We start from the raw sequence: 14,987 nt of genomic DNA, 5'->3' as shown, positions 1-14,987 counted from the left end.
CTGTCCTAAATTGGCGTCGGGGCTTGATATGCTCCGGCTCTTCCCCGATTTACGGGGCATCGAATCAGTGTCCCAGGAGTCCCCGTGAGCAGCGCCCAGACCACCAGCGAGCATATCTTCGACGCGACCACGGCCGGCTTCGAGAACGACGTCATCCAGGCCTCGCTCGAGACCCCGGTCCTCGTCGACCTGTGGGCCGAATGGTGCGGCCCCTGCAAGTCGCTCGGCCCGATCCTGGAAAAGCTTGCCGTGGAATACAACGGCGCGTTCCGCCTGGCGAAGATCGACGTGGACGCGGAACAGCAGCTGGCCGCCATGTTCGGCGTACGCAGCATTCCGACCGTGATCCTGATCAGCGGCGGCCAGGTCGTGGACGGCTTCGCCGGCGCCCTGCCCGAGGGCCAGATCCGTGAGTTCCTGACCAAGCACGGTGTCCAGCCGGGCGAGGCGGCGAACGACGAAGGCACCGAGGTCGCTACGCCCGAAACCGCCGAAGAGGCGATCAATCGCCTCCAGCAGGCGATCGCCGCCGAACCGGATCGCCCGGAGCTGAAGCTCGACCTCGCGCTCGCCCTGATGCGCGCCGGCAACGTCGCCTCGGCCCAGTCCGAACTCGACGCCCTGCCCGCCAACCTCGCCACCGACGCACGCGCCGTGCGCCTGCGCAGCCAGCTCGAGCTGGCCCGTGCCCTGGCCGGCGCGCCGTCGCTGGAAGATCTGCAGGCCCGCGTGCAGTCGAACGAAAGCGATTGGGAGGCCCGCGACCTGCTCGGCGTGCGCCTGCTGATCGAGGGCGAGGCCGCTGCCGGCCTCGACCAGTTCCTCGACATCCTCAAGCGCCAGCGCGACTGGAACGAGGGCCAGGCGAAGAAGCGACTGCTGGCGGCGTTCACGACGCTCGACGACGCTGCGCTGGTAAGCCAGTACCGCCGGAAGATGGCGTCACTGGTGTTCTGAACGACTGGAAGCATCGCCGCTGAAGCGGCTCCCACAAGAGCTCCGGCAGCATTGCCCTCGCCCCCTGCAGGAGCCGCTTCAGCGGCGAAACCCTCGCCCCCTGTGGGAGCCGCTTCAGCGGCGATGCCCTCGCCCCCTGCAGGAGCCGCTTCAGCGGCGAAGAGAGCCGCCTTACCGCCCCTTCTTACGCCGAACGTAAAGCTGCTTCCGCACCGAGGCGACCAGTTCGCCCGATGCGGTACGCACATCCGTATCGAACCAGTGCAGGCACTTCTCGCCGTTTGCGGTCGCCGCGCGCAACGCGTCGAGCACACCCTCCTCGATGCGGAACTCGGCGAACACGTCTTCCCGCCCCGGCGAGACGAAACGAATCTCCCCAGCCTGGTCCCAGACGATGTAATCGTCGCCCAGGCTCTTCAGCGTCATGATCATCCAGAACGGATCGGTCATCGAAAACAGGCTGCCGCCAAAATGCGTTCGCACGTAATTGCGGTTGTACCAGGCGAGCTTGAGCTTGACCCGGGCGAACCGATAGTCGTCGTCCATGCGCAGCACGCGGACACCGGAGAACAGGAACGGGGGCCACGCGTTGAGGATGCGGCGCAAGGTGCTTGCTTTCATGAAGAAGATGTCAGGATCGGGAACCAGCCATCCTAGTCGCGCGATGCGGGCAAACGTAGACCCCCGTTTTAAACGATGGGTGACCAATGGCAGGGGGCCACCCGGGGCCACGCGCCTACCATCGATCCCCACCCCCCGCCGCCGGAATCCGAGCCATGCGCCTTACGCTCCGCCGCGCCACCCTGCCCGCCGCCCTCGCCGTGGCGATGGCCTTCTCAGGTTCTTCCGCGCTCGCCCAGGAGCTCCCCACTCCCGTCGACCAGGCCTACCAGGGCACGCTCGGCCTGAATGTGGACCTGACCGACGCACCGAAGAACATCTACCACGTGCGCGAAACCATTCCTGTGGCCTCCGGCCCGCTCACGCTGTTCTATCCGAAGTGGATCCCCGGCGAGCACTCGCCGTCCGGCCCCATCCAGAACGTGGCCGGGCTCACCATCAGTGCGAACGGTAAGCCGCTGGCCTGGCGCCGCGATCTCAAGGAGATGTTCGCGCTGCACGTGGACGTGCCGGCCGGCGTGGACAAGCTCGAGGTGGCCTTCGAATTCCTCGCGCCACGCGAAGCCGGCGGCTTCTCGTCCAGTCCTTCCTCGACGCCGAACTTCGTCGCGCTGGAGTTCAACCAGGTAGCGTTCTACCCGGCGGGCTACTACACCAGCCGCATCATGATCCAGCCGACGGTGAAACTGCCGGCCGGGTGGAAGTTCGCCAGCGCGCTGGAAACGGATACGCCCGATAGCGCGTCGCCCAGCTTCAAGGCGGTCAGCTTCGAAAACCTCGTCGACTCGCCACTGATCGCCGGCCGCCATTTCAACCGCGTGGACCTCGCACCCGGCGACAAGACCGCCGTGCACCTGAACATCGTGGGTGACAGCGCCGCCAGCGTGAAGGCCACCGACAAGCAGATCGCCGGCCAGCGCGCGCTTATCGTGCAGGCCAACAAGCTCTTCGGTGCGCACCATTACAGCCACTACGACTTCCTGTTGATCAACTCCGATCACACCCAGCACTTCGGCCTCGAACATCATCAGTCGAGCGACGATCGCCTGTTCGCGAACTTCCTCACCGACAACGACGTCAATCTCGTCGCCGGCACGCTGCTTCCGCACGAGTACGTGCACTCGTGGAACGGCAAGTTCCGCCGCCCCGCCGATCTGTGGACGCCGACCTTCACCGAGACCATGCAGGACGACCTGCTCTGGGTTTACGAAGGCCTGACCGATTACTGGTGCGGCGTGCTCGCCGCCCGCTCCGGGATCTGGACCACCGAGCAATGGCGCGACTCGCTGGCGAGCATCTCGGCCGGCATGAGCAACCGCACCGGCCGCGCGTGGCGTTCGCTCCAGGACACCGCGGACGCGGCACCGCTCACCTACGCGGGCGCCGGTGGCTGGGCCAATTATCGACGCGGCACGGACTTCTATCCCGAAGGCCAGCTGCTCTGGCTCGACGTGGACACGAAGATCCGCGACCTCTCCGGAGGCAAGCATTCGCTCGACGATTTCGCCCGTGCTTTCTACGGCATGGACAACGGCGAGTACGGCACGAAGACCTATACCTTCGACGACGTCGTCGGCGCGCTCAACGGCGTGCAGGCGTACGACTGGGCGAGCTTCCTTCGCCAGCGACTCGATGCCACCGGCAACACGCTGCCCGAGCACGGTATCGAGAACGGCGGCTGGAAGCTCGTCTACGACGACAAGCCGGGCGGATTCGACAAGACCGCCGAGACCCTCCGCAAGTCGACCAATCTCGCCTATTCGCTAGGCGTGCAGGTATCCGAAAAGGGCGTGATCCAGGACGTGCAATGGGATGGCACCGCGGCGAAGGCCGGGCTCGTGCCGGGCCTGACGATCGTTGCCGTGAACGGCAAGGACTTCTCCAGCCAGGCCCTGAAGGACGCCGTGACGGATGCGAAGTCGACCACGACGCCGATCGAGTTCCTGGTCAAGAACATCGACGAATTCAGCACCGTCAAGGTCGACTACCACGGCGGACTGAAGTACCCGCACCTGGTACGCGGCGACGGCAAGGATCTGATCGGCGCGATCGCCACGCCGCGCAAGTAAGACCGGCGAGGCAGGCGGCGCGGCCAGGGCCGCGCCGCCTCATCGGTCAAGTGTTCTCGCGATTGGTCTCGAACAGGAACCACACGCGACGCTCGCTCTGGTCGATCCAGTTCTCGATCAGGCTGGCTGTGGCGACATCGGAGTATTCGTCGCACAGCGAATGCGTCTCACGCAGGAAACCGACGAGGCGCTGGTTGTCCTCGCGCAGTTCGGCAAGCATGTCCTGCGGCGTGACGAAATCGGCGTCGTTGTCGGACAGCCGCTGCAGGCGCGCAATGTGCCCGATCGAACGCAGCGTGGTCCCGCCGATCTTGCGCACCCGCTCGGCGAGATCGTCGGTCATGTCGAAGATCTGTTCGCCCTGCTCGTCGAGCAGCAGGTGCAGATCGCGGAATCGCGGACCGGACATGTGCCAATGGAAGTTCTTGGTCTTCAGGTAAAGCGCGAAGGTATCCGCGAGCAGTGCATTGAGTTCGGCCGAGATATCGCGGGTGGCGTCGGCACCGAGGCCGGTCGGCGTGTGCAGGTCGGCCTTGCGCTTGGCCTTGGTCGCTTCTGGGTTCTTCATTGCTGAGCTCCACGGTGGGGCCCTTGAGTATGCGCCGACGTTTGTTACGAGGATTGGAGATTCGATCCCTGGGTTGGCGAGACCTCGAGGCGGATCGGTTGCTGATATCCCCGTAGGACAATCCTCCATCGTCGATGCATGGCCCTGGGGGACGCGCTCGGATCAACGACGCCGGGCTTCAAGGCAAAAAGACAGCGAGAAGGGGAAGCTTACGAGACGTACCCGCCCTTCATGGTCTGAGGAAGGCAAGCAGAAGGCCGTAGACACCCATCAATAGGCAAGCAACCACTGTCGATATTGCCACTTGAACCCACTTCGCGCCTTGCAACACCGCGCCGCGAAAGTTCAACGCCAGAGCTACGAGTCCGTATGCATACATAAGGTAAATATTCGCAACAGACGACGAAATGAGTAGCCCCGATGAAGGATTCGCCGCGCCGGGCTCCAGGGGATGGAGGGCAAGCTTGAGAATCCTATCAACACTCACGAACCCCAGCATCGAAAGAAGCAGCACGACCTGTACAAAAGATTGTCTAAGAAGATTCACTGGGCGGACCATCCAAGAACGACGTTGCGACACAGCAGTGATGCGAAGAACACCAGGCTCAATGCAGCAACGGACGCGCTGACGATCGCGAGATATCTCGCGTTCATCTCATTGCGGTGAACGCCAACCATCGAGGTCGCAATACACACAACGCTGACGATCGGCACGGCGTATAGGGTCCACCCATGCACCGATGCATCGGAAACGATCCATCGCCCCATGCTCAACTTCCAACCCAGGAATAAGGCCAGAGAGATGCGCTCTACCAAGACGCAAAGCATCCCCAAAGCCATCATTCCGTTGATGACGATGACGCTTAGTAGCAGCCGATCCTTAGTCTTCAACTCGAACTCGCCCGTATCGTGTCAGGTCTTCAGAACCGGCCTTCCGGGCGATACGGTAACGCCACGAGTTCATGACAAACGCCTCCCTCACCATGTCCCACGCCCAGATCGCCATGTTTGTCGCACGATCCGTCACCACGCGTAGCGTGCCTTCGAAAGGGCTACCCGTCCGCTGAAGAGTAGATTGCGTAGAACTGACGCCGCGATCTGGAAGTATCACTCCCGAACCTTCAGTTCGATCACTTTCGGGTTACCGAGCAGAGCACCGTCGGCACTCTCTTCCACAGCGCGAGCCCAAGCGCGAGCAACGAGAAGGCCAGCGCGAACGCGGCCGATATCCACATGAGGTGTCGAAGCTTGTTCCGTTGAATGTTCATTACCACCAACGACGCAATCAACCCCGCGATCGACGGAGATAGATACAGCGGAACTGACGCGCTTGCCTCACATGTGCCAAACGCAAAGACGCGGCTTAACCATTCAATGCCGGTGGCAGCCAAGGCACCGCTAGCGACCATCAAGGACGCAAGAGGGAAGATGAATGAGATCGCCACGGTGAATGGTATTTTCACTTTCCGCTGCACCACGCCGCACCAAAACGGTATCTTCGAACTACCGCCTCGCTCAACAAGGCAGTCTCTTCCGAAACGGCGACCTGGCGATACTAAGAGCGTCTTCCAACATTCTGAACTTCAAGACGGTCTCCGCCATAGCGCGGCGGCATTCGGCGAGCGAAAGCTCTTCATGCGAACGCTTTGTGGGGAATACTTCTCTCTTGGAATCATTGCCTCGGTAGATCGTTCCATCGATGCCTTCAACCGTGGACTTAGGGACACGTCGACCAAAAATTCGAAAGAGCAGTTTGTGACCACGCAGCCAACCAAGCCGGTTCACCAAGTCTCCTTCAAATTCCATGTCGGCAGCAAAGGGGAAGATCAGGTCAAGTTCTGAAGCCGTTACGGCGAATACGGGATAGTCCGATTCCGGACGATCATCCATGACCTGTACATGGAAATAACGTCCACGTTTCCCAGCTTTCACGCCCTTGGCCGACCTCCTGAGCCATCGAAATCCAGGAGTATCCACGCGATCAAATTCAGTGGATCGCTTGGATGGAAAGTAGGCGCGCTTTGCGGGAAGTCCGTAGATAAGCGTCCCATGCACGCCTTCTGCGGACTGCTTGTCGATCGGACGACTCCACAAGGCTTCAAGAGCGGCATCGACCGCTCCTTGACCCATTCGATCGATAGCATCATCAACAAACTCGATATCCGCGTCATGAGGAAAAAGGACAGCGAACTGCTCGTCCTCCGCAGCGAATATCTCGTATGTCGCATTTCGTGCGCTATCAACGATCTGGACATTCTTCATAAACACCCTCATGCAGAAGCCAGATGCACTGTGATCCTGGTGAAAGCAATCCAAGCGAAGCCACTGAACAGAAGCGATACCGCACCCGTAAACCGCGTCTCCGGCGTGTCGAATCCGGATCCGACGTACCTCGTTAAGAGTGAACGCTGTCAGCGTATAGAAGCTCTTCAGTAGATCGCTTTGTTGGAAACATTGCCTTCCTTGATTCGCTGCCACGAAAAAACATGCCGTGTATACCTCGAACCGTCGTCTTTGGGACACGGCGACCAAAGATTCGATAAAGCAGCTCACTGCCCCGTGTCGGGCCTAGGCGCACCATGAGGTCGGACTCAAATTCCATGTCGGCGGCGTTCGGAAAGATTTCCTCGAACTCGGCTCGCGTCACCGCGAAAACGGGATAGTCCGTTTCGGGGCGTTCGTCGACTAATTGTACATGAAGATACTTATTGACGAGCCGGAGAGTTTCCGGCGATGGCGTGCGCAACCAGCGGTACGCTACGGAATCGACACGATCGATCTCTGTTGATTGCTTGGATAGAAAATAGCCACGCTTGACGAATTGCTCATAGATCAGCGTGCCGTGAATGCCTTCGACCGACTCTTTATGCACGACGTGGTGCCACAGCGATCCCGCCACGCTGTCTGCGACCGCGTCGCCAACACGATCGAATAGATCGCCAATGAATTCCATGTCCGCGCCGCCAGGGAAGATGATGTCAAACTGGTCATCCTCTGCTGCGCAGATGGCGTAAGTTGCGTTGTCAGCGCCGTCGATTACCTGAATATTTTTCACGTTCGAATCTTACCTTGGGGGATAGACCTTCTTTCGGCCGCCGCCAGTTGTCGCCCAAGTCATGACCAACCCGGAAACGACGTGCCACTCGTCGGATCGTAATCACGCCACCCATTCTGGAAAAGAACCGTCACGACGCTGCTTCTCGCACCCATACCAGATAAGTAGTGAGGATCAAGCCGAGAGTCAGGTATGCGGCCCCACATAAGAGCGAGGCTTTCACGAGCACGTCCCCTTTTCCGCGTTGGAGATATCCCATCCCAAGCGACAGGATCGAGCTTATGCCAGTGCAGAAGATCACCATCTGCATCGCTTGGTTTCGCGTCAAAGGTCGACCCGAGTCGCTCAGCGCAAAGGTGCCATGTACTGGTTGCGCGATGACATAGGCGGCCACACAACCGATCCATATCGCCAGAGCGGCAATGGCTAGAACGCTCGTGCAGACGGGATATATGACATAGAGGCGGTCGTCGATCTTTCTTCCTGCATACTCTGAGTGAGAATAGGCCTTTCGATCGCCTCTGTCGTCGTCAAGCTTCCGCAACATGACTAGTACGGCTGAAGGAAGGCCAATCCAAACCGCTGTCGAGATCGACATAAAGACGATCCACCGCGCCCAGTGATAACCCAGTGAGACAAGAGCGAAGGCACTGGATGACAATGCGAAGAAGGCCAAGATTGAACACATGATCTTGGTGAAGGATATTCTCATTTCCAGCACCAGTTACGCGTTTCACATTTGACTGCCGCCACCCCGGCAGAACAGCCTTCTGGACTCCCGCCTACGCCGATCATAGCTCTGGAGATTGAGAATCCGCCCTTGTTTCCGAGCAACTGCGCTCCTCCGGCGAGTCCCGCGCTTCCGATAACATTTATCCCGCTTGTTTCAACGCGCCCCGACGAAATGCCACCCGTCCCGACGCCAAGAGATGCGGCGACTTCACCCTGTACCGGCAATCCAACGATCAACCCTCCACAATTCTGCTGGTAGATGCACGCATTACCCGTGCTATCAAACGCGAGTCCCACTTCGGCACTGCCGTACCCACCTAACAGGTTCCCCCACCCACCCACACCAACGCTTACGTTAGATTCCTGTGGGGTTTTACTCCAACCACAAGCCCATCGGTTGAGCATGCACTGCGTATCGTCCAGCCCTTGCGGATCGGTCCGCACATACGGATTACTCCCAACGTACGCATACGTCGATATCCCGCCGGCCAAGCCAATCGGATCGCTCTGGATATACCGACCACTCGTCGGGTCGTAATCACGCCACCCATTCTGAAAGAGTCCCGTCACCGCGTCATAGCGCTGCCCAGGAAAGCGCATATCGAAGACGTATGTCTTACCGTCCTTGTCCGGATCCTCGTAAGGCGCGCCACTTCCGAACGCCTCCCGCCCGATGTCCCACGCCCAGATCGCCTTGTTCGTTGCACGATCAATCACCACGCGGGGCGTGCCCAGGTGATCGGTCTGGATGTCACGGATCGCGTCGCCGTCGAGGGCTGCCACTGGCAGACCATCGAGCCACACGACCTGACGGATGGCTCGGCCCGCTCCGTCGTAGTCGCCGAGCCAGTGGCCCGCTTCGTCGTGAAGGGACACGGTCGTTCCACCGGCGATGTAGCGGCCAACTTGCTGGCCGAATGGATTGTAGGCGTAGTTCATCTCGACCACGCCGTTGACCTTCGCCTGACTCATGCGTCCGGTCGAGTCGTAGACGAACTCGCGGTTGCCAATACGCGTGGTGTTACCGGCTGCATCGTATTCGCGCGAGACGTTGCTCGCTGCAAGAAGACGATGACTGTCGGTCGCGTAGATGAAGGCTCGCTCCGTAGCGCCTGACGGCGACTCGACCGATCGCCAGCTCAGCCGGTTACCCGTCGCATCGTACGTATAGGTGTGCGCGCTGCCTAGCTGGGGGTCCGTGTGGTAGAGAAACCCAGAAGCGATGACTCGGGACGCCGTGTCATAGAACGGGTATCCATCGGCGGAACCCGTATTTATGGCATCGATCTCTCCACCGATGTACGAGATATCTAGCGTCAAGCCGCCGGCTTGAGCGTCGCGAACACTGTTGACCGCACCTGCACCGTTGTATGTACGCCGCACGTCTCGCAACCCCGCCATCCACCCAACCGGCCGCCCTAGCGCGTCGTGATGGACCGTGGAAACGATGGGCATTACGCCCCCTTCACTGCTTTGAAGATCGACGGCAGTGACGTTTCCGGCGGCGTCCCGCGTATAGGTCGCTCGACGCCCATCCGGATAGACCACGGCTGAGAGACGGCCGGCCTTGGTGTAAACGTAGTTCAACTCGAGACGCACACCGCGAGTCACCTGGGTTTTCGTCACGACCCGGCCTGCGAAGTCGTAGCAGAAGCTGGTGCTGCCGTCGCGATCGGTGACGCTGCTGAGGCGCCCCACCGCGAATCGGGCGGCTGACGGACAGTTGGATGCCGGCGCGTCGTAAGCGAACGTCGTCTTCGCCCCGTCGTGATAGGTCACTGTCGCGATACGCCCACCGAGGTCGTACGACCGCTCGACGTGACGGCTATCGGCCGGCGATTCGTGGACGGGCTGGCCGTTGGCGTCGTTCTCGAACGCCGTGTCTCCGGTGTCCGGGCTGCGCTCCCAAAGGAGGTCACCCAGCCCGTTGCGCAGGTACGCCGTGGAGAGTCCTTTGGGGTCGACCACGGTCTTGATCCCATCCGCACCATCGTAAGAGAGCGTCGTAGGCGGATCATTGCCCTCTTCGTCATCTGTCATGCGGATGACACGGCCTCTGGCATCGCGGCTGTAGATCGGTGTATTGAAGGCACCCCACGCCCGCTTCAGTGCTCCATTGGCATCAACCTCGAACTCGGTTTGAGTTCCTGACCCCGATATTTTCTCGACCACGCCCCGGCTATCGTAGGTGTACTTAAGGGAAAGATCTTCTGTGCCATCGGCGCGCAGGCGCGTCTCCGTGCCGACACGCCCCTGCGGATCGCGCTCGATCCGGCGCTTGTGGCCCATGGCATCGACCTGCTCGATGAGGCGATGTGCTGAGTTGTAGCGATGGGTGACGGTGGCACCATCGGGGTCGGTGAAGGTATCGATGTCCCCGTTGGCCGTATAGCTCATACGGGTGACAAGGTCGTCGGGCGAAGCGCTTCCGTCCCCCCGGGCGCGGAGAATGACCTCCAGCGGGCGCCCCATGGCGTCGAAACGTCGATCCGTCCGCACGCCATTGGCGTCCGCGCTGGACAGGACGCGACCGGACGGGTCGTAGGCCAGCACGGTTGCGGTATGCCCCAATGGATGGGTGATCGTGTGCAGGTCGCCTTTCCGCCACGTGCAGGCGGCGGCGCAATCGGGCGCATCGGCGTCGTGGTACGCGTAGCGAATCGTATCGCCCGAACCTTCCAACGGACCATCGATGGTCAGCGGCCTTCCTGCTGGATCGTAGGTGTACCGGGTAACGCGCTCTTCCGGCCAAGGCGCGCTGCTTGTATCGCTCGCATCGGCCAGCCCACCGTCGCGACGCTCGATAAGATTGCCCTTGGCGTCGTAGGAAAACATCGACCATGCCGCCCCGTGGTCGATACGCACAGGCTTGTCGAAGACCGGATGCCATGCCGTCTTGACCGTTCTAGCGGCCGACGTGCCTTCGGCTTCGGTACGCTCGACCTCGAGTTGACGGACCGTATCGTACTGATGGCTCGTGGGTACGCCCAGGTAGTCCGTTTCGCGCGCGACGAGCGCGCCGTTCACGTAGTCGAACGTACGCGAGACATCCTCACCCCGATGATCCTCTTTACGCTGACCTAGGCGAATGACGCCGTTACTGAACGTGGGAAACCAGATCTCCTGAGTGGCTCCGGACCGGCGGATACTGATCATCCCATTGCTGGTCAGGCCAATATCGGTCCGCTCCAGATCATCGCCATGAGCGGAACCGATTGCGCGGTTGCCACCATCGTAATCGAAGGTCGCAAAGCGCTTGCCGTCGCCCCCTAGAATGCCGGTGAGCTTATGATTCGGCGTACCGCCTCTCCCAGCCTCATCATAGGCGTACTGCACGCTGCGCCCGTCGGGGTAGTCGACCTTGACAAGGTTCGCATCGAGACCCTCGAGAATGTCCCCGCTGTAGTCGTAGCGAACGCGGCCATCGGGCGTATCGAGCGTTTCCATGCGGCCAAGGCGATCGTAGCCAAGCCGCAGCTCGCGACCTTGCCGGTCACGGACTCTTACAAGTACGGTGGCCTTCAAACCGATTCCAACGGTGATCTCGTCGTAATCGAGCGTGAGGGTATTGCCGTTGGCGTCCGCGCGAGAACGCAGGCGCCCCTTGTCGTCGTAGTGTTCCACGGTGAGGTTCGGCAAGGTGTACGTCCAGCCACCGGAAGGATCCTCGCGCAGCACGCCGCGCTCTCCTTCAGCGGGCACGAAGGTGTTCCCCTTCCGAACGAAGCGGGTTTCGTTGCCGTCCTCGCGGACCAGGTGCAATGCCGTGGAATAGACCCTGCCGCTGTCGTCGTAGTAAGGACGACGGACGAAAGAGCGGTCGTAAGTGTGCCGCCAACGCGACCCCACCCGGGCCCCCGCAGGGTATCGTTCGGCGGCCCGGCCCAATTGAGAACCCAGCGGAAAGGCACCGCTGTGGTAGGTGCGACCGAACATCAGACCGGACGATGCAGGGCCGGCGTAATCGACAGCCGTCTCGATCTTGCTCATCGTCAGCGGATTGATCGGATTGCCGACGGTAGGACTGTTACCGATCGGACACTGATTTGCGCCGCTCTCCCTCGGCTCACCGAGTGACGCGCTCTTGGGGAGGGCATCGGGTGACACGCAGGCAACGGCGCCTGTGCCCGTTTCGCGGTCACGGTTCTCTAGATGGGCGCCGCGATCGGAGACGAGTAAGGAATCGGTGGGACAGGAGCGAACGAGGATGATGTGGCTGTCGATCACATGCTCACTCGTATGATTTGACGCCGTGGTTTCGATCACCGTCACATCGAGCACGGAATAAGCGCTGTTCTTTCCGTCGGCGCCGGCCACCTCGCGAGGGGCGTGCCCCTTCAGTTCGCAGCGGAGCAAGGTGGGAAAGTTCGCGCAATACGCCTGGACTGCGATGTCGACGTCGCTATCCAGGCGCCCGCTTTCGTGGTGGACATCTCCCTCGCCGCCGGGGTCGTCGAACGTGGCCGGCACCGACTGCCCGTCGAGGTAGGCGGGAAAGGGCACCGGCGGTGGCGTTTCCGCGGCATACACGGTGCCCGACAGGAGCGCGAGGTGAACCGCAACGGCAAGCGCGTTGCGACGTTTACGAGAAGTACGAATGGGCGACATGACCGACCCCGACATGTGATGGCGAGGCTGCACGGTAGAGTCGGGGTGTTCCCCAAGATATGGAAGGATTCTGAAAAATCCGACGGGATTCTGACGCGCGGGCGTGGCTCACACTTACACGCTGGCGGGGTTTACATGGGGCGGGTTCTTCGCTTAGGGACGACCTGGGGCTGGCCCTCTATCGCCGATGAATCGGCTCCCGCAACGAGCCGCACCCTGGCGTTGCGGCGGAGCCGCTCGGGCATGAGCGGCAAAGCAGCTAGGCGCTCAGGTCAGCGGCAGCCTCACCACCACGCGCAACCCCGGACCGGATTCCACATCCAGCAACTGGATGGTCGCGCCGTGCAACTCGGCGGCACGCTGCACGATCGACAGGCCCAGGCCGAAGCCTTCGCCCTGGGTGTCGAGGCCACGCTCGAAGCGGGTGAACATGGACGCACGACGCTCGGCGGGGATACCCGGACCGTCGTCGACGACTTCGATGATGGCCTGGTCACCGTCGCGACCGATGGACAGTTCGACGTGGCCGCCGGCGGGTACGTGCCTGAAGGCGTTTTCCAGCAGATTGCGCAGCAGCGCGCCGAGGGCGACGCCGTAGCCGTCGACAACCAGGTCCACCGGCAACTCGCGAATACTCAGCTCGACACCGCCATGGCCGATCAGCGGTGTGAGCTCGTCGATCACCTCCAGTGCCAGTTCGCCCAGGTCGACGCGGCTGCGAGGCCCCGAGGCCGCACCGACTTCCAGGCGCGCCAGCGCGAGCAACTGCTCGGTGCGCCGGGCCAGCGAGACCAGGCACTCGCGTGCCGCCTCGAGGGCTGCCTGGGCCTCGTGCGGCTGAGCCGAGACCATGGCGCTCTCGAGATTGATCATGGTCGAGGCCAGCGGCGTACGTAGCTCGTGGGCGACATCGGCACTGAAACGGCGCTCGCGTTCGAGCGCGCGCTCGAGGCGATTGATCTGTCCGTTGAGGGCATCCACCACCGGCTTCAATTCGGTCGGCGCGTCGTCCAGGCGAATGGGATCGCGACTGCCGGGTTCGCGGCGCGAAAGCGCACTTGCCAGGGTCTCCAGCGGCCGGAGCCCACGCCGGATCGCCCAACCCACCAGCAGCGCAAGCAGGGGAAGGCCAAGCAGGGTCGGCAGACCGTGCTCGATCCATAGCGCGCGCGTGATCTCGTGGCGGCTGTCATACCGTTCGCCGGAACGGATGGTGATGCCATCGCCTTCCATGATCAGCGTGAACACACGCCAGGTGTGGTTGCCGCTGGTCACGTCCTCGAACGCACCGTCGGCGGCGGGCATGTTCGGCAATTGAGCGAGATTCTCCGTGGCAAGGAGCAACGAGCCGTCGCGATCGAAGACCTCGAAGCCGACCTCGGATTCATAGGTGCGGCCCTGCACCATGAGCTCCTGCGGATGATTGGACACGCTCGGCACGAGCAGGCGCGCGGCCCGCTGGCTGCGTAGCTGGTCGACGCCGATCCGGCCGATGAGCACTTCCAGCGTGCGCGCCGCCTGGGCGAGACGGCCATCGGAGAGTTCGTCCACTTCGTCCAGGGTGCGCTTGGCGCTGAGTATGCCCATCGGCAGCAGCACCGCGGCGAGCACGATGACAATGAGTACCAGCAGGTGTGAGCGCAGGCTCAGCGACTTCACTGAGGCTCCCGCGGGACCATATAGCCGAAACCGCGCACGGTCTGGATCGCCCCATGACTGAGCTTTCGGCGGAGCGAGTGCACGAGTACCTCGAGCGCGCTGCTGCTCATGGCCGCTTCGGGGCCGTACAACGACGTTTCCAGTGCCTCGCGGCGGACGATGCGCCCGGCACGCTCCATCAGCGCCTGCAGCAGCGCGAACTCTCTGCGGGTCAGCTCGACCTTGTCCCCGTGCCAGGTGACCTCGCAGTTGCCCAGGTCCAGACTCAGCGCGCCAGCGTCGAGCCGGTTGACCGAATCGCCCCGGACCCGCCGGGCCAGCGAACGGATGCGGGCGGCGAGTTCGTCGAGGTGGAACGGCTTGACCAGGTAGTCGTCGGCCCCGGCGTCGAGCACGCGGATACGCGAATCGAGCGCCTCGCGAGCCGACATGACGATGACCGGCGTGGCCACGCGCGACTGCCGCGCCTCGACTAGGACATCCATCCCGTCCTTGCCCGGCAGGCCGAGATCCAGCAGGACCAGGTCGGCCTCGTGGTCGCGCATCGCCGCCAGTGCCTCGTTGCCGTCGCGGAACCAGCTGATCGTATAAGCCAGCCGCTCCAGCGCGCGGCGGATCGCGTCGCCGAGCTGGGCATCGTCTTCGACGAGGATGATATGCAAGGGGGCGGCCCAGGGAGGGAGACGCTGATAGTATCCGTGCGCCGAGCTTAGTGCCG

The 14,987-nt window shown here is 62.0% G+C and carries 11 protein-coding genes; 2 read left to right on the top strand and 9 right to left on the bottom strand.

What is annotated here, in order from left to right; all coding sequences use genetic code 11:
- The first annotated feature begins 84 nt into the window (after positions 1–84).
- Entirely contained in the window at positions 85–957 is an 873-nt protein-coding gene (gene trxA, locus VM621_RS01985; RefSeq protein ID WP_325467315.1) for a thioredoxin, read from the top strand.
- Positions 958–1,128: 171 nt separating this feature from the next.
- Here trxA and VM621_RS01980 read toward each other — a convergent pair whose 3' ends face one another.
- A complete protein-coding gene (locus VM621_RS01980; RefSeq protein ID WP_325467314.1) occupies positions 1,129–1,578 on the bottom strand; it encodes a DUF4442 domain-containing protein in 450 nt (149 codons plus the stop codon).
- A 155-nt stretch (positions 1,579–1,733) separates the two neighbouring features.
- Between VM621_RS01980 and VM621_RS01975 the strand changes: the two genes are divergently transcribed.
- Complete coding sequence (locus tag VM621_RS01975; protein ID WP_325467313.1) at positions 1,734–3,647, top strand: M61 family metallopeptidase; 1,914 nt, start codon at positions 1,734–1,736, stop codon at positions 3,645–3,647.
- 46 nt (positions 3,648–3,693) lie between these two features.
- Here VM621_RS01975 and VM621_RS01970 read toward each other — a convergent pair whose 3' ends face one another.
- From VM621_RS01970 to VM621_RS01935, 8 genes are all read right to left on the bottom strand, one after another.
- Positions 3,694–4,215: a DNA starvation/stationary phase protection protein gene (locus tag VM621_RS01970; RefSeq protein ID WP_325467312.1), complete on the bottom strand. Its 522-nt coding sequence runs from the start codon at positions 4,213–4,215 to the stop codon at positions 3,694–3,696.
- 543 nt (positions 4,216–4,758) lie between these two features.
- A complete protein-coding gene (locus VM621_RS01965; protein ID WP_325467311.1) occupies positions 4,759–5,106 on the bottom strand; it encodes a hypothetical protein in 348 nt (115 codons plus the stop codon).
- A gap of 624 nt (positions 5,107–5,730) precedes the next feature.
- Entirely contained in the window at positions 5,731–6,477 is a 747-nt protein-coding gene (locus tag VM621_RS01960) for a hypothetical protein (protein WP_325467310.1), read from the bottom strand.
- A gap of 133 nt (positions 6,478–6,610) precedes the next feature.
- Positions 6,611–7,270 (bottom strand): hypothetical protein, encoded by a 660-nt coding sequence (locus VM621_RS01955; RefSeq protein WP_325467309.1) that lies wholly within the window; start codon positions 7,268–7,270, stop codon positions 6,611–6,613.
- Positions 7,271–7,400: 130 nt separating this feature from the next.
- Positions 7,401–7,982 carry a hypothetical protein gene (locus tag VM621_RS01950; protein WP_325467308.1) on the bottom strand — a complete coding sequence of 194 codons (582 nt, stop codon included), beginning with the start codon at positions 7,980–7,982 and terminating at the stop codon, positions 7,401–7,403.
- Positions 7,979–12,610, bottom strand: a complete 4,632-nt coding sequence (locus VM621_RS01945) for an RHS repeat-associated core domain-containing protein (protein WP_325467307.1) — start codon at positions 12,608–12,610, stop codon at positions 7,979–7,981. The genes VM621_RS01950 and VM621_RS01945 overlap by 4 nt, the downstream gene beginning before the upstream one ends.
- Before the next feature lie 267 nt (positions 12,611–12,877).
- Complete coding sequence (locus VM621_RS01940; protein WP_325467306.1) at positions 12,878–14,269, bottom strand: sensor histidine kinase; 1,392 nt, start codon at positions 14,267–14,269, stop codon at positions 12,878–12,880.
- A complete protein-coding gene (locus tag VM621_RS01935) occupies positions 14,266–14,931 on the bottom strand; it encodes a response regulator transcription factor (RefSeq protein WP_325467305.1) in 666 nt (221 codons plus the stop codon). Before VM621_RS01935 ends, VM621_RS01940 begins: the two co-directional genes overlap by 4 nt.
- Between the last annotated feature and the right edge of the window lie 56 nt (positions 14,932–14,987).

It is taken from the genome of Luteibacter sp., assembly GCF_035539195.1.
GTDB lineage: Bacteria > Pseudomonadota > Gammaproteobacteria > Xanthomonadales > Rhodanobacteraceae > Luteibacter.
This window is presented reverse-complemented; position numbering and strand designations above follow the sequence as displayed.

Coding starts and splice junctions, on each gene's coding strand:
- VM621_RS01980 (WP_325467314.1), bottom strand. CDS start 1,578: ATGAAAGCAAGCACCTTGCGCCGCATCCTCAACGCGTGGCCCCCGTTC.
- VM621_RS01975 (WP_325467313.1), top strand. CDS start 1,734: ATGCGCCTTACGCTCCGCCGCGCCACCCTGCCCGCCGCCCTCGCCGTG.
- VM621_RS01970 (WP_325467312.1), bottom strand. CDS start 4,215: ATGAAGAACCCAGAAGCGACCAAGGCCAAGCGCAAGGCCGACCTGCAC.
- VM621_RS01960 (WP_325467310.1), bottom strand. CDS start 6,477: ATGAAGAATGTCCAGATCGTTGATAGCGCACGAAATGCGACATACGAG.
- VM621_RS01950 (WP_325467308.1), bottom strand. CDS start 7,982: ATGAGAATATCCTTCACCAAGATCATGTGTTCAATCTTGGCCTTCTTC.
- VM621_RS01945 (WP_325467307.1), bottom strand. CDS start 12,610: ATGTCGCCCATTCGTACTTCTCGTAAACGTCGCAACGCGCTTGCCGTT.